Raw genomic sequence first — 24,082 nt, 5'->3', positions numbered from 1 at the left:
GACCGCGCCGGCTCAGACCAGCCGTCGCGCCGTCGCCCACCGCGTCAGCTCGTGCCGGTTGGAGAGCTGGAGCTTGCGCAGCACCGCCGAGACGTGGGACTCGACCGTCTTCACCGAGATGAACAGCTGCTTGGCGATCTCCTTGTAGGCGTAGCCGCGGGCGATCAGCCGCAGCACCTCGCGCTCGCGCTGCGTCAGGCGGTCGAGGTCCTCGTCGACCGGCGGGGCGTCCGTCGAGGCGAAGGCGTCGAGGACGAAGCCGGCCAGGCGGGGCGAGAACACCGCGTCGCCGTCCTGGACCCGGAACACCGAGTCGACGAGGTCGGCGCCCGTGATGGTCTTGGTGACGTAGCCCCGGGCGCCGCCGCGGATGACGCCGATGACGTCCTCCGCGGCGTCGGAGACGGACAGCGCCAGGAAGCGCACCGGGTTCTCGACCGCGCCCATGAAGGGGGCGCAGCGGCGCAGCACCTCGACGCCGCCGCCGCCCGGGAGGTGGACGTCGAGGAGCACGACCTCGGGGCGGGTCGCCGTGATGACGGTGACCGCCTGGTCGACGTCGGCGGCCTCGCCGACGACCTCGACCCCGGTCTCCTCGGTGCGGCCGATCTCGGCCTGTACTCCGGTGCGGAACATCCGGTGGTCGTCGACGAGCACGACTCGTACCCGGCGCTCCGGGCCCTCGTGGCCCCCGGTCGCCTCAGTGGTCCCGTTCATCGCTCGTCCTCTCCATCTCCAGCTCGACTTCCGTGCCCCCGCCGGGCACCGAACGCAGCCGTGCGGTACCGCCGTTGCGCTGCATCCGGCCGATGATTGACTCTCGTACGCCCATTCTGTCCCCCGGTACGGAATCCAGGTCGAATCCGGGGCCCCGGTCGCGGACCGAGACGAAGACCGTGCGGCCCTCGACCTCCGCGTAGACCTGGACGGCGCCGCCCTCGCCACCGTACTTGGCGGCGTTGACCATCGCCTCGCGTGCGGCCTGCATCTGTGCGGTCAGCTTCTCGTCGAGCGGGCAGTCGCCGACGACGACGACCTCCAGCGGGACGCCGTGCTTGTCCTCGACCTCGGCCGCGGCCCGCTTGACGGCCTCGGCCAGGGTCTCGGGCTCGTCGCCCTCGTCCTTGCCCGTGCCCCCGGGGTTGTACAGCCAGTTGCGCAGTTCACGTTCCTGGGCCCGGGCGAGCCTGCGGACCTCGCCCGCGTCCTCGGCGTTGCGCTGGATCAGGGTGAGGGTGTGGAGCACCGAGTCGTGGACGTGGGCGGCGACCTCCGCGCGCTCCTGGGCCCGGATGCGCATCAGGCGTTCCTCGGAGAGGTCCTGGGTCATGCGGACGAGCCAGGGGCCGGCCAGCAGGGCGATGCCGGTGAGCACGGCGATCGCCGCGGTCATGACGTTGCCCAGCTGGGCGGCGGAGCCCCGTACGACCATGAATCCGGCGAGTCCGAGGCCGACCAGGGCGACCCCGGCGAGTCCGCGGGCCAGGTGCAGGACCTGGCGGCGGCTGCCGACCTCCATCCAGCGGGCCCGGCGGGCGTTGTCCGCCTGGCGCCACACCAGGACGGAACCTGCGCCGATCAGCAGGGTGGGCCAGATGTAGCGGTCGGCCTTGCCGCCCATGTCGACGTTGCCGACGAAGATCAGGGCGCCGACGAGCAGCGCGATGAGGGCGAAGACCTGGCCCTTGTCGGGCTTGCGGAGTCTGCGGGTGCCGTCGGGGGCGGTCTCGAAGAGGGAGCGCGGGCCGTCCACCCCGCCGACGCCCAGCGGGACGACGATCCAGAAGACGGCGTACAGGAGCGAGCCGAGGCCGTCCGCGAGGAACAGTCCGAGGAAGACGAAGCGCACCCAGGCGACCGGCAGCCCGAGGTGTCCCGCCAGCCCGCGCGCGACGCCGCCGAGCAGCCGTCCGTCGGCGCTGCGGTACAGCTTGCGCCGGGGCGGCTCCTCCGGGTCGGGGGCGAGGGAGCTTGCGGCTCGGGGCGTGGCGGCTGGCATGACCCGATCGTCACACGTGCGTGCGGGCGGTGGCATCAGGGTCGGCCCCGAGATCGACCCTGAGACCCCGGGGGAGCCGCGCGGCCGTCTCAGGGTCGGCCGGGCCAATATCAGGGACCGGCCAGGGTCGGGACGGGTGCCGGACGGGTCGGGCGACCGTCACCATGGAGCCATGACCGTTCCCCAGGACGCGCCGCCCGGCGGCGCACCGCCCCCCGGGCCCGTACCGCAGCTGTGCCGCACCCCGCGGCAGAAGGTGGTGGCCGGGGTGTGCGGCGGGCTCGGCCGGTACTGCAACGTCGATCCGGTGATCTTCCGGATCGTGCTCGGTGTGCTCTCCGTGACCGGCGGCCTCGGACTGATCTTCTACGGCTTCGCGTGGCTGCTGATCCCCGCGGAGGGCGACGAGGAGAACGAGGCGCGTCGGCTGCTGTCGGGCCGGGTCGAGGGGGCGTCGCTGATCGCCGTGCTGTGCGCGCTGATCGGCTGCGGTCTGTTCCTGTCCATGCTGGGCAACAGCGGCACGCTGGCGTTCTCCGCGATGCTCGCGGTCGCAGTGATCGGCTTCACCGTCTGGACGCAGCACCGCAGGACGGCCGATCCGCAGGAGGGGACGAGCCCGGCGGCCGACCGGGCGGTGGCGGACGCGCCGCCCGAGGTGAAGGCCCCGCCGAAGCCGTCCGGCCCGTCCTGGTGGCGCGACCCGATCGTCAAGGACGGCACCACGGGGCCGGTCGCGACCGGTTATCTGTGGGGCCCGCCGGACGCCGTGGCCGACGGCCCGGCGCCGGGCGCGCGCGGGGCGGCGGCCACCCCCTTCCTTCCCCCGCAGCGGTCGCGCGAGGTCAGGGGGCGGCCGCGGTCCGTGGGCGGCGCCGTCTTCGTGACCGCGATGGTCGCCGGCGGGCTGGGGACGGGCCTGAGCTGGGACTCCCACCCGCTCGGCACGAGTCTTCAGATCGGCCTGGCCGCCGCGCTCGCCGTCTTCGGGGCGGGGATGCTGATCACCGCCTTCGCCGGCCGGACCGGTTTCGGCACGCTCCTGCTGGCGATGATCACGGCCGGTCTGCTGGCGGGGGCGTCGGCGCTCCCCAAGGACATCACCACGCACTGGGTGCGCGAGGAGTGGCACCCGGCGTCGGTCGCCGCGGTGCAGCCGCGTTACCAGGTGGGCTCCGGGCAGGCGAAGCTGGATCTGGCCCGCGTGACCGTGCCCGCGGGCGGGACGGTGAGGACCGAGGTGGAGGTCGGTGCGGGCCGGATCGTCGTGCACGTGCCGGAGACCGCCACCGTGCGGGTGCACGCGCGGGCCGGCATCGGTGACATCACCCTGCCCGGCGACCGGCGCCAGGAGGATGTGGACGTCCGCCCCTCGCAGAACGAGTACCGGACGCTGCCTCCGGCGGTGGGCGGTACACCGGCCGGCACGGTCGTGCTCGATCTCGAAGTGGGTCTCGGACAGGTGGAGGTCATCCGTGCCAAGTCGTGAGTTCCGGCCCGGGCGGGGCGTCGCGGGGCTGGTGATGCTGACGCTGGCGGCCGGTTACGCGGCCGACGCGGCGGGCATGTGGGACGCCCCGTGGACCTTCTTCGTCCCGGTCCTCGTCGGCGGTCTGTGGCTGGCCGCCACGGTGACCTGGGTGAACTACCGGATCCGCCGCCGCCGCGTCGCGAGGAAGGCGTCCACGGAGAACGAGGCGGCTCCGCCGAGCAGCAGCGGCAGCCAGGCCATGAGGTAGATCAGGTCGTTGCCGAGGTAGTACGGCGACACCTGCCAGCTGACGGTGAGCCACAGGCTGAGCGAGATCAGCGCCCCGCCGAGTGCCGCGAGCCTGGTCCACAGCCCGAGCAGCGTACCGATGCCGACGGCGAGTTCACCGAAGGCGATGGCGTACCCGAAGCCGGCCGGGCTCTTCAGGGCGAGGTCGACGAGGGCCGGGATCGCGGCGGAGTCGCGGACGGCGGACATCTGCTCGCCGATCGATCCCGGCCCCGTGGCGTGGAAGAAGGCGCTGTCGGTCAGTTTGTCGAGCGAGGCGTAGACGAAGGTGACCCCGAGGAAGATCCGCAAGGGCAGCAGGGCGTGCTCCCGCGCCAGCTCCCCGAGGCTCCTGGCCTCGCCAAGACCGCGCCCGTTCGTGCCGTACCCGCGCATGGTTCTCCCGCCTTCCGCGGCCCGCCGCCGGACCGCCGGGTCCGTCCACGGGGCCGTTCGACCCTCGCCGGACCGTTCGATCCGTCACCCGACGATACGTACGGCACGGACGCACGGCTCACCAGGTGGGCGGTCGGGTTCCGGCGGCGTTCAGTCCGTCACGTCGATCGCGACCCGGTTCGACTCCGCCCCGGACGCGGTCACCACCTGCACCTCGACCACCCCGGGCTCCACCTCCACCGGCACCGGCACGGTCAGCACGGTGTCGGTCGGGTTCGCGAAGCCGCCGGTGACCGGGACCATCGGTACGTGTACGTGGACGGGACCGATCCGCACGACCATGCGGGCCAGCCGGTCCGGGGACCCGGCGCCGGGCGGCACGAACCCCGCGCCGCGGATCTCGATGTCGTCGCCGGTGCGGATCGGCGCGTCCAGGTCTCCGGCCTCGCGAGACCGGACCACCGACAGCACCACGGGCCGCCCGCCCTCCGTGTACTTCCCGGCGAAGTAGGCCGCCGCCGACACGGCCACCAGGAGGGCGAGCCCCCACGGCAGATCGGGCAGCTGCTCGGGCCGGCGGGCGAGCCGGACCGCGGCGAAGACCACCGCGACGGTCGACACCAGCACGTACTGCACATCCGTGAACCCGCCGCGCCCCGAGTCGTCGGTGAGCAGGTCCGCCGCGCGCGGCCGGTCCGCCCGCACCTTCTGCAACCGCCCGGACAGCACCCGTACGCTCACCACCCGCCGCACGACGACCGCGATGGCGCACACCAGGGCCAGCACGGTCACCACACCGGCGCCGCGCGCCAGGTCCAGGCCCTCGATCAGCGCGTCGCGCTGCGCGTGGCCGGAGGCGCCCGCCAGCTGGAGGGCGAGGACGAGGACGGAGAAGACCGCGAGCAGCACCCAGGACGCGGCGACCGCGCGGGAGGTGGAGAGCCGGTTGTCCTCGCCGATCAGCGGGGCGAGGACGCCGCCGCGGGCCCGGTGGACGTGCGCGGCGGCGGAGAGGAGCCCCGCGGTGACGAGTCCGGCGATCAGCCCCGCCGTACGGGCCTGGGTCCAGCCCGCCCCGATGGCGGTGGCGGCCTCGGCGACGGCCAGCACGGCGACGGCGCCCCAGACGATGACCAGGGTGCGCTGCCAGACCCGGTACAGCCAGGCTTCCCCGGCTTCCCGGCCCCGGTCCGCGACGGCGCGCGCGGACTGGGTCAGCTCGTCCGAGACCCACTGCCGGGTCGCGGAGGCGGACTGCGCGACCCCGGCGGGAAGGCCCCGTCCCGCGGCGAGTTCGTCCCGCTTGGCCAGGAAGGCGGCCACCGCGCGCCGGTGCCCCTGGCGTGCTCCGTGCGGGCAGTCGCCGCACGTGCAGCCACCGCCGTGCGTGCCCTGTCTCGCCTCGTCCAACGCCACGGAGAACTTCGCCCCTTTTCCGCCCCGGTACAGCCGTTGATCAACCCAACTCGGCTGTGATTGCTGCGAATTGTGCCGTACGGGGCGGGTCGTTCGCGCATCGGGGCACACCGGACGGGCGGGACCGTCAGAATGTTCGAGAGATCCGGCGCCACAGCGGCTGGTAGTTGATCCACGCGACGAGGTCGCTGCCGAGCTGTTCGCGGGTGGCCACCGCGTCCCGGTGCTCGATCAGCACCGGCTTCCCGGCCGCCCGCGCGGCCAGCTGGACCTGGCAGGACCGCTCCAGGGTGAGGAACCACCAGGCGGCCGCGTCCACCGAGTCGCCCACGGTCAGCAGCCCGTGGTTGCGCAGCACGATGGCCTTGCGGGACCCGAGCGCGGCCGCGATCCGGCGCCCTTCGTCCTCGTCCACGACGACGCCGGTGTACGCGTCGTAGAGCGCGTGGTCCTCGTAGAAGGCGCACGACTCCTGGGTGATCGGTTCGATGAGCTCCCCCAGCGCGGCCAGCGCCCTGCCGTGCACCGAGTGGGTGTGCGCGACGGCGACGACATCGGGACGGGCCCGGTGCACCTGCGCGTGGACGGCGAAAGCGGCCTGGTTGACGTGCTGCCCGCCCTCGACGACCTGCCCCTCGCCGTTGACCAGGATCAGCTCGTCCGGCCGCAGCCCGTCGAACGGGGCGCCGAACGGGTTGACCCAGTAGCAGTCGCCGAATTCCGGGTCCCGCGCCGTGATGTGCCCGGAGACGCCGTCCTCGTACACGTACGCACCGAACAGGCGCAGTGCCCCCGCCAGCCGTTCCTTGCGATGGGCGCGCTCCTCCTCCACGGAGGCGTGGACGGGCGGCATGGCGAAGTGGAGCTGGTCCACGGGCACGGGTGTGGGCTCGGGCATGGCGACTCCTCGGGTGCTCCCTGGCGTACGGGATCAGACGTACGGGATCGGAAGTTACCGCCGGTCGCCGCAGGTGGCCAGAGGGATCGGGGATCGATTCGGGCGCGGAACGCGGCGATGCCGCCGCCCGTGGGAACGGACGGCGGCATCGGCGGGACGGTGGCCCGTGGGCCGGTCCCCGCTACTCCCACTCGATGGTGCCCGGCGGCTTGCTCGTGATGTCGAGCACGACGCGGTTCACATCGGCGACCTCGTTGGTGATGCGGGTCGAGATCTTCGCGAGGGTCTCGTACGGCAGTCGCGACCAGTCCGCCGTCATGGCGTCCTCAGAGGAGACCGGGCGCAGCACGATCGGGTGACCGTAGGTGCGCCCGTCACCCTGGACGCCGACGCTGCGGACGTCCGCGAGCAGGACCACCGGGCACTGCCAGATGTCCCGGTCGAGGCCGGCCCTGGTCAGCTCCTCGCGGGCGATGGCGTCGGCGTCGCGCAGCAGGTCGAGCCGCTCCTTGGTGACCTCGCCGACGATCCGGATGCCGAGGCCGGGGCCGGGGAAGGGCTGGCGCTGGACGATCTCCTCGGGCAGGCCGAGTTCCTGGCCGACCATCCGGACCTCGTCCTTGAACAGCTGGCGCAGCGGCTCGACGAGCTGGAACTCGATGTCGTCGGGGAGGCCGCCCACGTTGTGGTGGGACTTGATGTTGGCGGTGCCGGTGCCGCCGCCGGACTCGACGACGTCCGGGTAGAGGGTGCCCTGCACCAGGAAGGCGACCTCGGGGCCGTCCTCCTGGAGGATCTCCAGCTGCGCCTGCTCGAAGACGCGGATGAACTCGCGGCCGATGATCTTCCGCTTCTGCTCCGGGTCGGACACGCCGGCCAGGGCGTCGAGGAAGCGCTTCTCCGCGTCGACCACCTTCAGCTTCGCCCCGGTGGCGGCGACGAAGTCCTTCTCGACCTGCTCGGTCTCTCCCTTGCGCATCAGGCCGTGGTCGACGTACACGCAGGTCAGCTGCGAACCGATGGCCTTCTGCACGAGGGCGGCGGCGACGGCCGAGTCCACCCCGCCGGACAGGCCGCAGATGGCGCGCTTGTCGCCGACCTGCTCGCGGATGAGGGCGATCTGCTCCTCGACGACGTTGGTCGTCGTCCAGTTCGGCTCGATGCCCGCACCGCGGTAGAGGAAGTGCTCCAGGACCTGCTGGCCGTACGTGGAGTGCATGACCTCCGGGTGGTACTGGACGCCGTAGAGCTTCTTCTCGTCGTTCTCGAAGGCGGCGACCGGCACCACGTCCGTGGAGGCGGTGACGGTGAAGCCCTCGGGGGCGGCGGAGCACGCGTCGCCGTGCGACATCCACACCGGCTGCTCGGCCGGGGTGCCCTCGAAGAGGGTGGAGCCGGTCTTGGAGACGGTGAGCCCCGTCCGGCCGTACTCCCGGGCACCGTTGTCGTCGACGGTGCCGCCGAGCGTGGTGGCCATCAGCTGGAAGCCGTAGCACATGCCGAAGACGGGGACCCCTGCCTCGAACAGCGCGCGGTCGAGCGAGGGCGCGCCCTCGGCGTACACCGAGGAAGGACCGCCGGACAGGATGATCGCCCGCGGGTTCTTGGCCAGCATCTCGGCCACCGGCATCGTGGACGGCACGATCTCGCTGTAGACCCGGGCCTCACGGACGCGTCGGGCGATGAGCTGGGCGTACTGCGCGCCGAAGTCGACAACGAGGACCACGTCGGTGGTGATGTCGGGGGCGGCGGGGGGTGCTGCTGGCACGGGAGCGGCCTTCCGGCGGTGGAGAGGGGGTCGGTCCTCCCAATTCTACCGGCGCGCGGGAGTAGCCCTCGTCGCGCGGGGAACGCCGTGACCCACGCCTCGTGGCACGGCCCGCACGGCGCCGGGTGCCACCGCCGTCTCACGATCCGGGCCGGGCGCCGGCCAGGTCCGCGCCGGGTCCATACTGTCCCCATGCGTCAGCACACGACCTTCGTCTTTACCTATGGCACCCGGCCCGCCGGCTGCCATGGTCGTGCTGCTTGAGCAACTGACAAGCAACGTTCCAGGCGCCCCGGGCCGACAGGCCCGGGGCGTTCTGGCGTTTCGGGCCGGTCGGGCCCCGGGGAGCCCCACTCCACCGGGAGACCGTCATGAGCAGTACCGCCACCACCACCGCCAGGACCGCCGCCGAGGTGACCGGCGCGCACACCGACGAGGCCGCGTCCCTGATCGCGGACGCGCGGACGCGCATCGACGCACTCGACGACCGGATCATCGGCCTCGTCCAGGAACGGATGGCCGTCTCCACCGTCATCCAGGAGGCCCGGATCACTTCCGGGGGACGCCGGGTCAACCTCTCCCGCGAGATGGAGATCCTCGGCCAGTACCGGGACGCCCTGGGCAAGCCCGGCACCTCCCTCGCGATGACCCTGCTGGAGCTGTGCCGCGGCCGCGTGTGACGCGCCGCAGGCCGGGTGCCGCAAGGGGCGGCAGGGCTGTACGGGCGTATCCCAGTTCGGGTGGACTCTCACCCGTACGGCGCGTGACCGGGCCCCGCACGGCTTCGTTGGTCCCGGTGTCCGTGCCATCCAGGGGCGGCTTCGGTAAGAAACCACGCGTGGCTCCGCCGGAGCGTGTGGCGTACCGCGTGTACGCCGTGGGACCGCGCACCGGCGTGCGTGACCGGTCGGCAGGGGACAGCAGCCCGGTCACTCACGGCAGGCTTCGGGGACGCCTGGAGCCTGCCGTGTCCAAGGGCCCGCGGACCGGAAGAACCGGTCCGCGGGCCCTTGGACGTTCCTGTGCCCGAGGGGCTGTCCGGCCGTGCGCTCCGTCGCCCGGAGCGGGGCGGCCCTCAGCGGGCGGCCCGCCGTCTCGCGGTCGCGCGGAGCACGGCCCCCGCGAGCAGTGCCACCGCCGCCGCGCCCGCGGCCGGCAGGGCGCCGGTCCCGGTCGAGGCGAGAACCCCGCCGGTCCCGGATGCCCGGGCGGTCGCGCCGGCGGACCCCGTGGAGCCGGAGGCCGGGGAGCCGCCGGTGGGGGACGCGGTGGTGGACGAACCTCCGGCGGAACCGGACGTGGCGCTTCCCGTGCCGCCCGTGCTATCGGTGCCGTCGGTGTCACCGGTGCCGTCGGTATCCCCCGGACCGCCCGATGATCCGGTGCCGGCCGCGTTCAGGACGAGGGCGGCCGTGTTGTTCGCCCGGTCCGGGTCGAACGGCAGCAACCGGCCCCGCTGCCGCGCGTTCCGCACCTCGACCGTCCCGGAGGCCCCGGTGACGGCCTGGTCGATCCTCAGGTCGAAGCGCAGCGCGAAGTCGGCGTCCTCGCGGACGGCCGTGGCCGTGTCGCACACATAGCGCGGAGCGCCGGCCTGCCGCTCGCGGTCCCGCCCGTCGGCGGTCACGCCCCGGCAGGCGCCTGGCCATGCGGTGACCGAGGCGCCCTCGGGGACGGTGAAGTCGACCGTGGCGACCGGTTCGCCCGAGCGGAGGCCGCCGATCCACGCCGGCCCCTCGTTGCGGAAACCGATGCCGACGCCGACCGTGCTGCCGGGCCGCCCGGCCGCCTCGTCCCCGTACGCCACGAAGTCGGCGGTGTTCGCGGTGCGGAAATCGGCCTCCTGCTGGTTGTCCCCGGGGTCGAGATCGGCGGAGCGCATGGCGGGGGTGTCCCTGGCGGAGCGGGCGGCGGGGGCCTCCTTGAGCGTGAGGATGCGGCCCCGGGCGCCCGGGGCGGACCGCGCACCGGTCCCCTCGGCGCCGTGCTCCGCAGGGCCGGCCTCGTCGATGCGGTAGACCAGGGTGTCCCGGTAGGCGCGCTGCGTGGCCCTGAGGATCAGGGGTTCGGCCAGCTCGTAGGCGGCGCCCGCCTCGTACTCGCCCTCGACCGAGCAGCGCGCGGTGGTCCACACGGGGACGCCCCGGCCGGCGTCGTCCTCGCTGTACACACAGTTCGCGTACCGCTCGGTGAACTCGATGCCGCGCGTGTACCTGAGCGTGAGCACGACGCCGTCGGCCGCGCGGGTGCCATGGTTGGCGAAGGCGAGGGAGAACGGCTGGGTCATGCCGGGTCTGAGTTCCTGCTTCAGCGGGGCCCGCTCCATGACCAGGTCGGGGCCGCCGACCTGGATCCGGGTGGTGAACGGGGTGAAGGACGCTCCGTCCGAGGCGCCGGTGACCCTGATGGCGCCGGAGGCCCCGTCCTCGCTGCCCTCGGCGGCGCTGACGCGGAGGGCGGGCAGCGGGTTCGTACCGGGCGAGAGGCCCGAGCCGTGGCAGACGCCGGTCGCGCCGGTGATCTCACAGTCCGCGCCGCCCCGTGTGCCGCTCTCCGCGTCGTCGTCCCCGCCGGCTCCCGGGCCGCTCCTGGTCCCGCCCTCCGCGCTGAACGCCGCGTCGGCGACGCCCGCGATCCCGCTGAGGTCGAAGGTCACGGTGTACGCGCCCTCGAAGCGGCCGCTCTCCTCGTCCCGCGAGGGGTTGTCGACGGTGATCGCGACGGAGGTCCGCTGCGGGCCGCCGCTCGCCGGGTAGGGGCGCAGGGCGGTCACGGCGGGGCCGCCGAAGCCCATGACCGGCCCGGCGGCGCGAGCCGGGGCGCTCAGGGCGAGCGGTCCGGCCGCCAGCAGGCCGGCGGCGGCGAGAGCGCCCGCGGCGCGGCGCGGAACGGCTCTCGGAGGCGTGCTTCTCATCGCGGGACCTTCTGGGGTCGGTGGGAACTGTGCGGCTGCCGGGGCAGCGATACGAGTTCGACCCAGGGACGGTGCGAAGAGTTGCGCGGGTCCAGGTCACGGATTGGGCACGCCGGAGACGGAAGCGTCGAGCCGGACGTGATCGGCGTCACATAAGGAATATGTCAGTCCGGGGACAACCATCGGACCGCCTTGCAGGTCATGCATGCGGAACCACCGGTCACATCCGTCACGCGGCTTCACCGGTAGAGCGTGAGGGGCTGCACTCGGAGGGGGGTGCAGCCCCTTCTGCTGCCCGCCTTCGGCGCCCCCGCTCCGCCCTACTCCACCGCTTCGGCCTTCTCCGCCTTCGGCGGCACCGCCGGCATCCCCAGGAACGGCAGCCTCAGGGCGCCGAACGCCTCCTTCGGGACGGCGGGCGCCTGCGGCTCGACCGCCGCCAGCCGCCGGTACTCCTCACCCTGGGCCGGGCGCGGGTCCTGCTCACCCTTGTTGGGCCAGAAGGACATGGCCCGCTCCGCCTGCGCAGTGATCGTCAGCGAAGGGTTGACGCCGAGGTTGGCGGAGACCGCGGAACCGTCGACGACCGAGATGCCCGGGTAGCCGAACAGCCGGTGGTACGGGTCGATGACCCCCTCCTCGGCGCTCGCGCCGATCGGGCAGCCGCCGAGGAAGTGCGCGGTGAGCGGGGTGCCCAGCAGTTCGCCGATGTTGGAACCCGCGAAGCCGTTGATCTCGGCGGCGAGCAGCGACGCGCTCTGCGTGGCCTCGGCGATCTGCGTGGGGTTGGGCGCGCCGTGGCCCTGGCGGGCGGTGAGCAGGCCCTTCCCGACGCCACGCGGTTTGCGGTAGGCGGTCAGGGAGTTGTCCAGCGACTGCATGACGAGCCCGATGATGGTCCGCTCCGACCAGCGCCGGTTGGAGAGCGACCGCACGGCGAGCGCGGGGTGCCTGACCATGCCGCCGACCCAGCCCAGCACCCGGTGCGCGCTGTAGGGGACCTGAAGGATGGTGAGGCTGCCCATCGCGTTCGAGCCCCTGCCGTAGCGGACCGGTTCGATGTGGGTGTTCGCGTCGGGGTGGATCGAGGAGGTGATGGCGACGCCCCGGGTGAAGTCGGGGTCGGTGCCGTGCTTCTTGCGGTAGCGGCGCTCGGAGGTCTGGGCGCCGACGAGACCTTCGGAGTTGGTCCGGGTCAGCTCGCCGAGGCGGGCCGAGAGCCGGGGCAGCAGTCCCTGGTCCTTCATGGTGTGCAGCAGGGTCTGGGTGCCGTACGTGCCCGCCGCCACGACCACCTCGCGTGCGCGCAGCACGGTGGGCTTCGCCTTCTTCCGCCGGTCGGTCGGCACGGTGGAGACGCGGTGACCGCCCTGTGGGTCGACCGTGATCGCGACGACGGACGTCATCGGGTGGATGACCGCTCCCGCCTTCTCCGCGAGGTGGAGGTAGTTCTCGTTGAGGGTGTTCTTCGCACCGTGCCGGCAGCCGGTCATGCACTCGCCGCACTCGGTGCAGGCCTTGCGGGCCGGGCCGGCGCCGCCGAAGTACGGGTCGGCGACGGTGCCCCCGGGCTTCGCCGTGGCCGTGCCGTCGGCGTCCTCGCCGTCGCCGAAGAACACGCCGACGGGGGCGAGATGGAAGGTGTCGCCGACGCCCATGACCTCGGCGGTCGCCTTCAGGTGGACGTCGGAGGGGGTCATGGTCGGGTTGAGCCTGACCCCGAGCATCCGCTTCGCCTGCTCGTAGTACGGGGCGAGTTCGTCCTGCCAGTCGGTGATGTGCGCCCACTGCCGGTCCTCGAAGAACGGCGCCGGGGGCACGTACAGCGTGTTGGCGTAGTTCAGCGATCCGCCGCCGACGCCGGCCCCGGCCAGCACCATCACCTTGCCGAGCAGGTGCACGCGCTGGATGCCGAAGAGGCCGAGGGCGGGGGCCCAGAGGTAGTTCTTCAGGTCCCAGGAGTTCTTGGGGAGCGTGGCGGGGGTGAAGCGGCGGCCCGCCTCCAGGACGCCGACCCGGTATCCCTTCTCCGTGAGCCGCAGCGCCGAGACCGCACCGCCGAAGCCCGAACCGACGATCAGGACGTCGTAGTCGTACCCCTCGTCGTCGGCCGCACCGGCCTCTCCGGCCTGAATCTGGGCAGGGCTGTCCTGGGACATGGCACTCCTCGGTACGAAAAGGACAGAAGTGGTGCGGGGGGTCAGCGAAGGCGGAGGGCCTTCATCGCCTTGAGGCTGCGGCTCATGAACGCGGCGTACTTCTCGTCGTCCATCCCGAAGGACGGGGCGAGCGGGATCAGCCGCTGCTGGGCGACGGTCTGGGCCTCGGTGTACTTGAGGATGCCCTCGGAGCCGTGCCGGCGGCCGAGCCCGGAGTCCTTCATGCCGCCCATCGGGGACTGCACGCTGCCGTACGCGGGGGCGTACCCCTCGTTGATGTTGACCGTGCCGGTCCGCAGCCGGGCGGCGACCTGGTGGCCGCGCCGGCCGTCCTTGGTCCAGACGCTCGAATTGAGGCCGTAGGGGGTGGCGTTGGCGAGGGCGACGACCTCGTCCTCGTCGCTGAAGCGGTAGACGGAGACGACCGGTCCGAAGGTCTCCTCGGTGCAGACGGCCATGGGGGCCTCGACGCCGTCGAGGATCGTCGGCTCGTAGAACAGCGGGCCGATGTCGGGCCGGGCGACGCCGCCGGCGACGAGCGTGGCCCCCTTCTCGACGGCCTCCGCGACGTGCCGGCTGACGGTCTCCAGCTGGCGCTCGCCGACGAGCGAGCCCATGTCGGCTCCGTAGGCGAGGGAGTTGCCGAGCCGCATCGCCTTCGTACGGGCGGCGAACCGGGCCAGGAAGTCGTCGGCGACCGACTCGTGGACGTACAGGCGCTCGATGGAGATGCAGAGCTGGCCGGCGGAGGAGAAGCAGGCGCGGACGGCGCCGGCGGCGGCCTTCTCCACGTCGGCGTCCTTCAGCACCAGCATGGCGTTCTTGCCGCCGAGCTCCAGCGAGACGCCGACGAGCCGGGCCGCGGCGCCCTGGGCGACCTCGCGGCCGGTGCGGGTGGAGCCGGTGAACGAGACGTAGTCGGCGTGCTTGACGACCTCGGGGCCGACGACGGGTCCGTCCCCGAGGACGACCTGGAACACCTCGGCCGGAAGCCCGGCCTCGATGAGCAGGTCACGGGCCCACAGCGCGGTCAGCGCGGTCTCCGTGTCCGGCTTCATCACCACGGCGTTGCCGGAGACGAACGCGGGCAGCGCGTCGCCGACGGACAGTTCGAGGGGGTAGTTCCACGGGGCGATCTGACCGATGACGCCGCGGGGCTGGCGCAGTTCGGTGACCTTGGTGAGGGTCGGGACGACGCCGGTGTGCCGCTTCGGCTTCAGGTACGCGCCGGCCTTGCGGCCGTAGTGCCGGGCGGCGACGGCGACGGCCTGCACCTCCTCGTGGGCGTGCAGCCGGGCCTTGCCGGTCTCCAGCTGGATGAGGTCGAGGACCTCCGACTGACGGGCGAGGACGAGGTCGTGGAAGCGCAGCAGCACGGCGGCCCTGGCCCGTACGGGCGTCGCGGCCCAGGCGGGCTGGGCGGCGCGGGCGCGCTCGAAGGCGGAGGCCACGTCCTCGGGGGTGGACTCGGGCAGGTCGGCCAGCTTCTCGCCGGTGAAGGGGGTGTGGTTGGCCGTACGGCCGGAGCCGGCCACGCCGCGGGTCAGCTGGGCGATCACCTCGGGCGTCACGACGTCGGCGGCCGTGCGCACGCCCGCGGGCGCGGCGGCCACCGGGTTGGTGCCGACAACGGCGGCGGAGGGGGGCGTGGAGGCCTGCGAGTCCGTCATGAGGGCGAGAGTACGTCGGCCCGGATGCTTTGGGTACCCGTGGGTAACAGCTTTTCACAGTCCCTCCCACAGCCCTCGCCCGCCACCCGCCAATTCAGCCAGTGACCACTGGCTGAATAACCGCTGATCAGCGGCTATCTTCCGCTCCCCGCCCAGGAGGAGTGAATCTTGAGGCCCTCTGTCACCTGCCCGGAATTCTTCTCCCCGTCCCACGCCGCCGGCCCTGTCCCGGTCGGCGGGCGATCCGTGGCGGCACCGCCGGATCAGTTGGAGTCGGCCGGTGCACGCCAGCTGCGGAGCATCGTGTTGAACCGGTCCCGGGTGATGTCCCAGTCCTCCTCCGGCCCCGTCATGTACAGCGCGTACTCCGGGCCGCCCTCCTGCGCGTAGTACATCTGGTCGATCGCGTGCCGGGGTCCGACGCCGTCCTTCTCGGTCCAGGTGAACTCCCAGATGGAACCGGGGCAGTCGCGGTAGACGTTGGAGTTCATCTCCACGCTCTGGTAGTCCGGCAGCCGCTTGCGCAGACTCGTCTCGATGCTCTGCATGTGCGTGTACGAGTCCTCGAAGTCCGGTGCGGGGTCGATGCTGAGGCGGAAGTAGTGCACCCCGTCGTCCGGCGTGTAGTCGATGTTGGTGCCCTCCACCCGGCGCTCCCAGCCGATCGGCATGAGGATGCTGAACCCGGCCGGGTCCTCCACACGCCGCCAGCCGTCCGGCACGCCGCCCTTCGTCTTGTCCGGCGTGGGCCCGGGGGTGGGCTTGGTGCCGGTCGGCCCCGGGGAGCGGGTGCCGTGGGAGGCCGTGCCGCGGTTCCCGGCGTCCGCCTCCGTGCCGTTCCCGTACAGCATCGCGGCGATGCCCGCGCCGCCCCCCACCAGGGCCGCCAGCGCGACGACCAGGAGCGTGGTCCGCCAGCGGCTGCGCCGGGGCACCGGTGCGGTGCCGGGGGCCGGGGGCGGCGGTCCGGGGTAGGGCAGCCGGGCCGTACCGCCGTTCGTCGTGCCGCCGCGCGCACCGTCGGCGCCCATGGCGTGCAGGGCCTCCTCGGGGACCCGCTGGGTGGGCACGTACGCCTGGGCCGACCGGGGCTCGCGCCCCTCCATGGCCTCCAGCAGCATCCGTTCCGTCTCGGCGGCCGACGGCCGGTCCTCGGGATCCTTGCGGAGCAGCGCCGTGATGACGTGGCCGAGGGCGCCGGCCCTCGTGGGCGCCAAAGGCTCCTCCGCGACGACGGCCTGCATCGTGGAGATCGGGGAGGTGCGGCGGAACGGCGAGCGCCCCTCGACCGCGGTGTACAGCGTGGCGCCCAGCGACCACAGGTCGGACGCGGGGCCGGGATCGCCGCCGCGGACCCGCTCGGGCGCCAGGTAGTCGATGGAGCCGACCAGTTCGCCGGTCCGGGTGATCGTGGAGTCGCCCTCTATCGCCGCGATCCCGAAGTCGGTGAGCAGCACCCGGCCGTCCCGGGCGAGCAGCACGTTGCCCGGTTTCACATCGCGGTGCAGCACTCCGGCGCCGTGTGCGGCGCGCAGGGCGCCCAGCACGTGGAGCCCGATCCGGGCGGCCTCGCGCGGGGCCATCTCGCCGGATTCCTTGGCGTGGTCGGCGAGTGAGGGCCCGTCGACGTACTGCATGACGATCCACGGCCGCTGGTCGTACTCGATCACGTCGTGGACGGTAACCACGCCGGGGTGTGTGATGCGGGCGGCGGCGCGGGCCTCCTTCTGGGTGCGCGCGTGCAGCACGACCCGGTCGGCCTCGGCGACGTACAGCCCGGCGGTCAGTTCCTTGACGGCGACGGTGCGGTGCAGCACCTCGTCGTGGGCGCGCCACACCTTGCCCATGCCGCCGCGTCCGAGGACTTCGCCGAGCCGGTACCTCCCGGCGAGCAGCAGTCCCGCTTCCGTACCCTGTGATCGATCCACGTGTCCCCGCCCCGTTCCTTCGGATGACAGGTTACGGAGGGGAGACACGGCCACGGAACCTCGCACCGCTCACGAGATCGCACTGTGATGCTTGTCGCTCCCTGGCCCGCGCGGCGCGGAAGCGTTCCCTTTCGCTACGTCACGCGGTAGGAGGCGGTCGCCTGTTGGTAGATTTCGGTCACCTTGTCCCGCTGGCTCTCCGGGCCGATCACCTGGAGGATGTGGTACTTGCCCTTGACGGCCATGACCAGGTTGCGGACGTAGACCTCGCCGCCCCCGGCCGTCTGCCAGGTGAACTGGCCCTCTGCCATGGCCTGTTGCCCGACGTCGATCCGGCGCAGTCCGCTCGCCGTCGCCCAGCTGGAGTCCCGGAACTCCGTCAGCTCCGGCTCCTTGTCCCGCTGGTAGCCGAGCGGGTCCGCCCCGCCGGCCTCGACGGGGTCGCGCCCCGGGACGATCACCATGCTGAAGCCGCCGTCGCGGTAACGGATCTGACGGTCCGCTGTGGCGGCGACGCGTGCCCAGCCCTTGGGCGTCCCGACCTCGAAGCCCTCCGGGTCCTTGCGCAGGGCGTAACCGGGCGCGAGGGCGACGGCGGAGCGGCTGGTCTGCGGCTGCTGTGCGCCCGAGGAGTGCGGCGGGGAGGGCTCTGCCGAGTCCTGGCCGCCGGGGTCGGGCGCTCCGGAAGCGGTACGGGACGGCGAGGCGCCGGCCCCCGACTCGGCACCACTGCCGGACTTGGGCATGAACATCACCGCGTACGCGACCGCCGCGGCCAGGAGCAGCAGGATCAGGACGAGCAGCAGCCGGCCGAGCCGGCGCGGCGGGCGGCCCCCGCCCTGCTGCGGCCGGGGCGGGGTGCGCAGCGCCTTCGGGCCCTTGGGCTCCCGGAGCGGCCTCGGGCTCCTCGGCTCGCGCGGCGGCGGTGCGACCGCCCGCTCCGCTGGCTCCAGCCGTTCCCCGGTGTGGCGGTGCCGGCCGTGCGCCGCCCCGCCCCGGCGGCCGCGGCGCTTGCGGACGAGTTCGCCGCGTCGGCGTACGACGGGCAGCCGGGTGGCGTCGGCGGACGGCATCGGCACGACGTCGAGACCGGCCTCCGGCTCAGGCGCCGACCGCACGAGGGAGCGCAGCCAGCCGCGCAGTTCCTCGAAGTCGGGCCGTTCGTCGGGGTCCTGACGCAGCAGCGACTCGACGACGGGCCGCAGCGGGCCGCACTCCTCGGCGAAGGCGGGCGGTTCGCCGCAGACCATCTGGACGAGTTCGGCGGCGTTCTCCTCCGGGTACGGGGCGTGGCCCTGCACGGCGCGGAAGAGCAGGGCGCCCAGCGCCCAGAGGTCGGTGGAGGGGCCGATGGGCGGCGCCAGCTGCCAGTTCTCGTGGACCGGGCCGGCCTGCTCGGGCGCCCAGCGCTCGGTGACCGCGCCGACGACCGCGATGCGGGCCTGCCGGGCGCGCTCGGCGGCGAGGGTGGTCGCGGGGCCGCGGTACGCGGACGTGTCGCGGTTTCCGGCGACGATCTCGTCCCAGCGGCCCGGGGACGGCTCCCGCGTCGTGGCCGGCAGCTGCGGGCGCACGGCCGGGGTGGCGCCCTGCCGCCGCGAGTCCGCGCGCAGGGCGTCCTCGTTGGAGCCCCCGGCGGGCACCGGGCGCCCGCGCGCGGGGCCGTCGTCCCAGGAACCGGTGAGATGGAGCCGCCGGGGCGGCGGCCCGTCGTCGCCCTCGTCGTCGTACGGACCCTCGTCGTCGTACGGACCCTCGTCGTCGTACAGGTCCTCGTCGTCGTACGGGTCCGGGGCGGCGGGCCCGGCGAAGGGCTGCTGGGGCTCGGCGGGCCGTTGCACCGGCAGGGCGCCGGCGCCCTGCTCCCGGCCCGTTCCGGCGCGGCGCTCCTCCTCGCTGAGGCGGGCGGCGGCGCGGGCGCCCGCACGGTACGCGGCGATGGCGCCCGCCCGCGCGGCCCGCGCCTGCGCGCTGCCGGCCTCGGAGGCGGGGACGGGCCCGGTGGCGGGCGGCTGCGGCCTGCGCACGGCCTCCAGCTCACCGGAACCGTAGGGCTGGGGGGAACCGCCCGCGGGCCCCGGCTCGACGGGAGCACCGTACGGACCGGAGCCACCCGGCTCGACGGCCGGCGGCCCGTACGCACCCGCTTCGCCCGCCTCCACCGCCGGCGGCTCGTACGGGCCCGTGGGACCCGACTCGATCGCGGGGCCGCCGTAACCGTCGTCGGCGTCGTCGTCGGTGCGCGGCACCGGCACGTACCCGCAGAGCGCTTCCTCCGCCGCCCCGGCCGCCAGGCCGGTCAGCACGACGCGTCCGTCGTCGCAGATGAGCACCGTGCGGACGGTGATGTTGCGATGGGTCCAGCCGTGGGCGTGCAGGACGCGCAGCGCGGTCAGGACGTCGGAGCCGATCTCGGCGGCCCGGTACGGGTTGAGCGGGCGTTCGGCGAGCAGGGCCGCCAGCGGCCGGGCCGCGACCAGTTCGCTCACGATCCAGAGCGAACCCGCCTCCGCGAACACGTCGAAGACCTGGTCCAGGCGCGGGTGGTCGGGCACCTGGGCCGCCGCCTGGGCGGCCTCGATGGCGCGCCGGACCGCCGGGTCGGTGGACCGCCGCACGGTGCGCCCGCCGGCGCGGCGCGCGGCCGTGGGCAGCCCGTCCGCGTCGAGCACCTCGGCGTCCACGACCTCGGGCAACGGCACCTGACGGACCAGCACCTCCTGGCCGCTGTACGTGTCGAACGCCCGGGTCTCGACCAGTTCGTACGCGTCGGACGGGGGCAGCGGAAGGCGGTAGCGGTCGGCAAGCACCCGACCCGCATAGTCGTCCACGACGCCTCCCCAGAGCGCGCTGTCCCCCGGTCACGCAGACCGCACGAAATCGTCAATTGCGGTCACTTACTGTGCAATTGACCTGTGGTTTCGGCTGCGTACGGTCTTCGAGCTCTCACAATACGTGGCACGGGGCTGCCGCGCGGCAGGGTCGGCGCAACCCGGCCGTGCGGTTTCCCGTCTCCCTCGGTCGAGTTCCCTCAGTCGAGCGGCTTGAACGTGTCGAACGCCGTCTTGCGCAGCTTCTCGCACTCCGCGCCGTCCCACTCGCCGGCCTTGCAGCTGATCATGATCGCGTATCCGTGGCCGCCGTCGACCTTGAAGCCCCGGTTGACCACCCGGACCCGCTGGCCCTGCTGCGTACGTTCGAACTGCCAGTCGGCGACGGTCGGGTAGCCCTTGTACTGGACGTCGTCTATGCCGAGGTGGTGGTAGCCGTTGCTGGTGGCCGCGACGGCCGCCCTGGCGGCCCTCCAGGCAGCGGCGGCGTCGCCGCCCGGCGAGTCGGTGAAGTCGACCTGGATCCGGGGGAAGCCGCCGCTGACGTTGTATATGCCGCCGGAGTTGGCGCCGGCCGTCTTGTCGAACCGGAAGCCCTCGGGCATCACCATGGAGAAGTGGAACTTCTTGTTCTCCACGACCTTGTAGCCGGCCGGCACGGCGTCATCCTTCTTGCCGCCCTGCGAGTCGTCCGATCCCTTGCCGGAGTCGTCGTCCGTGCCCTGGCCGCCGCCCTTCCCGGCGTCGTCCTTGCCCTGCTCCTTGCCGCTGCCCTGCTCCGTGCCGGCGGAGCCGCTGGAGCCGCCCGAGCCGTCCGAGCCGCTGCCGGCGGAGGATCCGGCCGAGGCGGACGTGCCGTCCTTGGCCTTGCCCGCGGCGCCGGAGCCCTCGTCGTCCCCGCCGAGCGTGAGCGCGAGGACCGTGCCGAGCACGGCGAGCACGATGACGGCCGCGATGATCGCCAGCGTGCGGCGCGGCACCACGTCCGTGAGGGAGGCGCGGGGCGGGCTGACCGGCGAGGTGGCCGGACGCGGCGGCGGTACGGCTCCCGAGGGGGAGGCCGTGGCCGTCGTGGGAGCCGCGGCCGGGCGGGGCGGGGCGGAGGCCACGGCGGCGGCCGCGGCGGGCGCGGTCTTCGCGTTCCGCACGGAGCGCAGCGCCCCGCGCAGCCGGTCCCGGGCGCTCTCCCCGGTCTCGCCGGACTTCTGCGCCGCCTTGGGCGGGGCGTCGGCCACGTTCGTCGGGAGCGCGATCACCTGGGTGGCGTCGGCCGGCGGCGGAACCGGCGCCTGCGGCTTCTCCGGGGCGTTGATGACGTCGTTGAGCAGGGCGCGCGCCCCCGCGTCGTCGAGCCGCTGCTCGGGGTCCCGGGCGAGCAGCCCGTAGATGACCTCCTCCAGCGGGCCCGCGTTCTTCGGCGGGTCGAGCGGCTCGGTCATCACCGCGGTCAGGGTCGCGATCGCAGACCCCTTGTCGTACGGCGGGGAGCCCTCGACGCTCGCGTACAGCAGTCCGCCGAGCGACCACAGGTCGGCGGGCGGGCCGGGCTTGTGCCCGCGCGCCCGCTCCGGCGAGATGTACGAGGGGGCGCCGACGAGCATGCCGGTGGAGGTGACCGACGGGTCGCCCTCGACCTGGGCGATCCCGAAGTCGGTCAGCACCACCCGCCCGTCCTCCGCGATCAGCACGTTGGACGGCTTCACGTCGCGGTGCAGAATGCCCTCGCGGTGCGCCGAGCGCAGCACGTCGAGGATGGCGAGACCGACCTCGGCCGCCCGCTTCGGCGTGAGGACGCCGTCCTCGCGCACCGCCTCGGCCAGCGACTTGCCCTCGATGAGTTCCATGACGATCCACGGCCGGTCGTCCTCGTCGACCACGTCGTAGACGGTGACCGCGCCGTTGTTGCGGATCCGGGCGATCGCCTTGGCCTCGCGCAGCGTGCGCGTGATGAGCCGGCGCTTCTCGTCGTCGTCGATGGCCGAGGGGAACCGCAGTTCCTTGACCGCCACCGTGCGGCCCAGCGTCTCGTCGACGGCGCGGTGGACCGTGCCCATTCCGCCCCGGCCGAGGACCTCTCCGAGCCGGTACCGCCCCGCGAGAAGACGTCCGTCCTTGTCCCGCCCGGGCTCCCGTGCCTGCTCCGCCTCCGACATGCGTCCCCTCTGCGATCAACCCGCCCTGGCAGAGCGTTCATTGTCCCTCACCCCGGGACCGGTCCTGGTGCCGGGTCCGGGGACGTCCTCGGTGCCGGGCGAAAGGGAGGTCCGCCCGGTGCGTGCGCGCGTCCCGCCGTGCCCGGACCGCGAACTCCCGCCCCGCACCGCCCAGCGAACCACATCACGGCCGGACCATTCCTGCCTACCACGGCCCGCCCTCGGTGGCGACGCTCCGAACCGCCCCATTTCCGGCGCAACCTGACGCCCCGCCCGCCGGCGTGCGACCGGCGGGCGGGGCGGCGGCCCGGCGTGAGGCTCCGGGGCGGTCGCGTGGGCCGGACCCGGCGAGCCCGGCGTGCTTCCCACGAGAGGCCCTAAATGGGCACGATGTCCGGTGCGCCCAGCCGTGCCGCGTCCGCGGTCAGGTCGTCGGGCTGGCGCTGCGACTCCCGCTCCGCCTCCACCCGCTTCTCGTAGTGGGTGATCTCCCGGTCGATCCTGCCCTGGTCCCAGCCGAGTACCCGCGCCATGAGTTCCGCGCACAGCCGGGCGGACCGGGTGCCGCGGTCGAAGGTCTCGATGGAGATGCGGGTGCGCCGGGTCAGTACGTCGTCGAGGTGGCGGGCCCCCTCGTGCGAGGCGGCGTACACGATCTCGGCCTTCAGGTAGTCGTCCGCGGCCGGCAGGGGTTCGCCCATCACCGGGTCGGCGACGATCAGCTCCAGGAGCTCCTCGGTCAGGGAGCCGTAACGGTTCAGCAGGTGCTCCACCCGGGCGACGTGGAGGCCCGTCCGGGCGGCGATCCTGGCCCGGGCGTTCCACAGGGCGCGGTAGCCCTCGGCGCCCAGCAGCGGGATGTCCTCCGTGACGCACTCCGCGACGCGCTGGTCGAGGCCGTGCACCGCCTCGTCGACGGCGTCCTTGGCCATCACCCGGTACGTCGTGTACTTCCCGCCCGCGACGACGACGAGGCCCGGCAGCGGGTGCGCCACCGTGTGCTCGCGCGACAGCTTGCTGGTGGCGTCCGACTCGCCGGCCAGCAACGGGCGCAGCCCTGCGTACACGCCCTGGACGTCGTCCCTGGTCAGCGGCGTGGCCAGGACCGAGTTGACGTGTTCGAGCAGATAGTCGATGTCCGCGCTGGACGCGGCCGGGTGCGCCTTGTCCAGGTCCCAGTCGGTGTCCGTCGTCCCGACGATCCAGTGCCGTCCCCAGGGGATGACGAAGAGCACGGACTTCTCGGTCCGCAGGATCAGGCCCGTCGAGGAGTGGATGCGGTCCTTCGGGACGACCAGATGGATGCCCTTGGACGCCCGTACGTGGAACTGGCCGCGCTCACCGATCAGCGCCTGGGTGTCATCCGTCCAGACGCCGGTGGCGTTGACCACCTGTTTGGCCCTGATGTCGTACGCACCGCCCTCCTCGACGTCCTCCACCCGGGCGCCGACGACGCGCTCGCCCTCCCGGAGGAAGCCGATCACCCGCGCCCGGTTCGCCACCTGTGCGCCGTATCCGGCGGCGGTCCGCACCAGCGTCGCGACGTACCGGGCATCGTCCATCTGGGCGTCGTAGTACTGAAGGGCCCCCACCAGGGCGTCCCGCTTGAGCGCCGGCGCGACCCGCAGCGCCTGGCGGCGGGAGAGGTGCCGGTGCACGGGGAGTCCGCGGCCGTGCCCGGAGGACACCGACATGGCGTCGTACAGCGCGACGCCGGAACCGGCGTACAGCCGCTCCCAGCCCTTGTGCTGCAACGGGTACAGGAACGGGACCGGCTTCACCAGGTGCGGGGCCAGCCGCTCCAGCAGCAGCCCGCGCTCCTTCAGTGCCTCGCGGACGAGCGCGAAGTCGAGCATCTCCAGATAGCGCAGCCCGCCGTGGATCAGCTTGCTCGACCTGCTCGACGTGCCGGACGCCCAGTCACGCGCCTCGACCAGTCCGGTCGAGAGCCCTCTCGTCACCGCGTCCAGCGCCGTCCCGGCGCCGACCACGCCCGCCCCCACGACCAGCACGTCCAGTTCGCGCTCGGCCATCGCGGCGAGCGCCTCGGCACGCTCCGCGGGTCCCAGTGTCGCTGTCCTCACTGCTGCCTCCCGGTAGATCGGGGTGGTCCGGCACGGGGATGCGGTCCGACCGCGGGGTCGGGCGCCCGTGCCCACCTCTCGATTCTGTCCGGGGTCCGCGACTTCAG

General features: G+C 73.3%; 16 protein-coding genes. 3 read left to right on the top strand and 13 right to left on the bottom strand.

The window, feature by feature from the left end:
* Nucleotides 1-12: 12 nt before the first annotated feature.
* Both E6R60_RS18090 and E6R60_RS18085 read right to left on the bottom strand, forming a co-directional pair.
* Nucleotides 13-717, bottom strand: coding sequence for a response regulator transcription factor (locus E6R60_RS18090; protein ID WP_136327611.1), 705 nt, complete (start codon nucleotides 715-717; stop codon nucleotides 13-15).
* The gene (locus E6R60_RS18085) at nucleotides 701-1,999 is read right to left on the bottom strand and encodes an ATP-binding protein (protein WP_136327610.1); all 1,299 of its coding nucleotides are present in this window, start codon (nucleotides 1,997-1,999) and stop codon (nucleotides 701-703) included. Before E6R60_RS18085 ends, E6R60_RS18090 begins: the two co-directional genes overlap by 17 nt.
* A gap of 172 nt (nucleotides 2,000-2,171) precedes the next feature.
* On the opposite strand from E6R60_RS18085, the gene E6R60_RS18080 reads away from it, so the two are divergent.
* Together E6R60_RS18080 and E6R60_RS18075 are read left to right on the top strand one after the other, a co-directional pair.
* Nucleotides 2,172-3,488 carry a PspC domain-containing protein gene (locus E6R60_RS18080; RefSeq protein ID WP_136327609.1) on the top strand — a complete coding sequence of 439 codons (1,317 nt, stop codon included), beginning with the start codon at nucleotides 2,172-2,174 and terminating at the stop codon, nucleotides 3,486-3,488.
* Complete coding sequence (locus E6R60_RS18075) at nucleotides 3,475-3,738, top strand: hypothetical protein (protein WP_136327608.1); 264 nt, start codon at nucleotides 3,475-3,477, stop codon at nucleotides 3,736-3,738. Before E6R60_RS18080 ends, E6R60_RS18075 begins: the two co-directional genes overlap by 14 nt.
* On the opposite strand, the gene E6R60_RS18070 is transcribed toward E6R60_RS18075, so the two are convergent.
* The 4 genes from E6R60_RS18070 to guaA form a co-directional block, all read right to left on the bottom strand.
* Nucleotides 3,645-4,154, bottom strand: a complete 510-nt coding sequence (locus tag E6R60_RS18070) for a DoxX family protein (protein WP_136327607.1) — start codon at nucleotides 4,152-4,154, stop codon at nucleotides 3,645-3,647. The genes E6R60_RS18075 and E6R60_RS18070 overlap by 94 nt on opposite strands.
* Nucleotides 4,155-4,304: 150 nt before the next feature.
* Nucleotides 4,305-5,570, bottom strand: coding sequence for a hypothetical protein (locus E6R60_RS18065; protein WP_136327606.1), 1,266 nt, complete (start codon nucleotides 5,568-5,570; stop codon nucleotides 4,305-4,307).
* Between the two features lie 127 nt (nucleotides 5,571-5,697).
* Nucleotides 5,698-6,468 (bottom strand): class II aldolase/adducin family protein, encoded by a 771-nt coding sequence (locus E6R60_RS18060; RefSeq protein WP_136327605.1) that lies wholly within the window; start codon nucleotides 6,466-6,468, stop codon nucleotides 5,698-5,700.
* 181 nt (nucleotides 6,469-6,649) lie between these two features.
* Entirely contained in the window at nucleotides 6,650-8,236 is a 1,587-nt protein-coding gene (gene guaA, locus E6R60_RS18055) for a glutamine-hydrolyzing GMP synthase (protein ID WP_136327604.1), read from the bottom strand.
* 371 nt (nucleotides 8,237-8,607) lie between these two features.
* Between guaA and E6R60_RS18050 the strand changes: the two genes are divergently transcribed.
* A complete protein-coding gene (locus tag E6R60_RS18050) occupies nucleotides 8,608-8,916 on the top strand; it encodes a chorismate mutase (protein ID WP_136327603.1) in 309 nt (102 codons plus the stop codon).
* Between the two features lie 395 nt (nucleotides 8,917-9,311).
* On the opposite strand, the gene E6R60_RS18045 is transcribed toward E6R60_RS18050, so the two are convergent.
* The 7 genes from E6R60_RS18045 to E6R60_RS18015 all read right to left on the bottom strand — a co-directional run bounded on the left by E6R60_RS18045 (nucleotide 9,312) and on the right by E6R60_RS18015 (nucleotide 23,975).
* Complete coding sequence (locus E6R60_RS18045) at nucleotides 9,312-11,150, bottom strand: peptidase (protein ID WP_136327602.1); 1,839 nt, start codon at nucleotides 11,148-11,150, stop codon at nucleotides 9,312-9,314.
* Between the two features lie 320 nt (nucleotides 11,151-11,470).
* The gene (locus E6R60_RS18040; protein WP_136327601.1) at nucleotides 11,471-13,309 is read right to left on the bottom strand and encodes a GMC family oxidoreductase; all 1,839 of its coding nucleotides are present in this window, start codon (nucleotides 13,307-13,309) and stop codon (nucleotides 11,471-11,473) included.
* A gap of 41 nt (nucleotides 13,310-13,350) precedes the next feature.
* On the bottom strand, nucleotides 13,351-14,979 hold the full coding sequence (locus E6R60_RS18035; RefSeq protein ID WP_136327600.1) for a succinic semialdehyde dehydrogenase: 1,629 nt from the start codon (nucleotides 14,977-14,979) through the stop codon (nucleotides 13,351-13,353).
* Nucleotides 14,980-15,242: 263 nt separating this feature from the next.
* Complete coding sequence (locus E6R60_RS18030; protein WP_240802611.1) at nucleotides 15,243-16,907, bottom strand: serine/threonine-protein kinase; 1,665 nt, start codon at nucleotides 16,905-16,907, stop codon at nucleotides 15,243-15,245.
* 134 nt (nucleotides 16,908-17,041) lie between these two features.
* Nucleotides 17,042-19,738 carry a protein kinase gene (locus tag E6R60_RS18025; RefSeq protein WP_136327599.1) on the bottom strand — a complete coding sequence of 899 codons (2,697 nt, stop codon included), beginning with the start codon at nucleotides 19,736-19,738 and terminating at the stop codon, nucleotides 17,042-17,044.
* A gap of 200 nt (nucleotides 19,739-19,938) precedes the next feature.
* The gene (locus E6R60_RS18020; RefSeq protein ID WP_136327598.1) at nucleotides 19,939-21,891 is read right to left on the bottom strand and encodes a serine/threonine-protein kinase; all 1,953 of its coding nucleotides are present in this window, start codon (nucleotides 21,889-21,891) and stop codon (nucleotides 19,939-19,941) included.
* A 377-nt stretch (nucleotides 21,892-22,268) separates the two neighbouring features.
* Complete coding sequence (locus E6R60_RS18015) at nucleotides 22,269-23,975, bottom strand: glycerol-3-phosphate dehydrogenase/oxidase (protein WP_136327597.1); 1,707 nt, start codon at nucleotides 23,973-23,975, stop codon at nucleotides 22,269-22,271.
* Nucleotides 23,976-24,082 lie beyond the last annotated feature (107 nt).

This window comes from Streptomyces sp. A0642, from assembly GCF_004795105.1.
Lineage (GTDB): Bacteria > Actinomycetota > Actinomycetes > Streptomycetales > Streptomycetaceae > Streptomyces.
Note: the sequence above shows the minus strand (reverse complement) of the source record. Positions and strands in the feature narration are given on the sequence as shown.

Excerpts from the sequence above, each read along its gene's own strand:
- E6R60_RS18060 (WP_136327605.1), bottom strand. The coding sequence starts at position 6,468 with ATGCCCGAGCCCACACCCGTGCCCGTGGACCAGCTCCACTTCGCCATG.
- E6R60_RS18035 (WP_136327600.1), bottom strand. The coding sequence starts at position 14,979 with ATGACGGACTCGCAGGCCTCCACGCCCCCCTCCGCCGCCGTTGTCGGC.
- E6R60_RS18050 (WP_136327603.1), top strand. The coding sequence starts at position 8,608 with ATGAGCAGTACCGCCACCACCACCGCCAGGACCGCCGCCGAGGTGACC.
- E6R60_RS18020 (WP_136327598.1), bottom strand. The coding sequence starts at position 21,891 with ATGTCGGAGGCGGAGCAGGCACGGGAGCCCGGGCGGGACAAGGACGGA.
- E6R60_RS18045 (WP_136327602.1), bottom strand. The coding sequence starts at position 11,150 with ATGAGAAGCACGCCTCCGAGAGCCGTTCCGCGCCGCGCCGCGGGCGCT.
- E6R60_RS18085 (WP_136327610.1), bottom strand. The coding sequence starts at position 1,999 with ATGCCAGCCGCCACGCCCCGAGCCGCAAGCTCCCTCGCCCCCGACCCG.
- E6R60_RS18080 (WP_136327609.1), top strand. The coding sequence starts at position 2,172 with ATGACCGTTCCCCAGGACGCGCCGCCCGGCGGCGCACCGCCCCCCGGG.
- E6R60_RS18040 (WP_136327601.1), bottom strand. The coding sequence starts at position 13,309 with ATGTCCCAGGACAGCCCTGCCCAGATTCAGGCCGGAGAGGCCGGTGCG.
- E6R60_RS18090 (WP_136327611.1), bottom strand. The coding sequence starts at position 717 with ATGAACGGGACCACTGAGGCGACCGGGGGCCACGAGGGCCCGGAGCGC.
- E6R60_RS18070 (WP_136327607.1), bottom strand. The coding sequence starts at position 4,154 with ATGCGCGGGTACGGCACGAACGGGCGCGGTCTTGGCGAGGCCAGGAGC.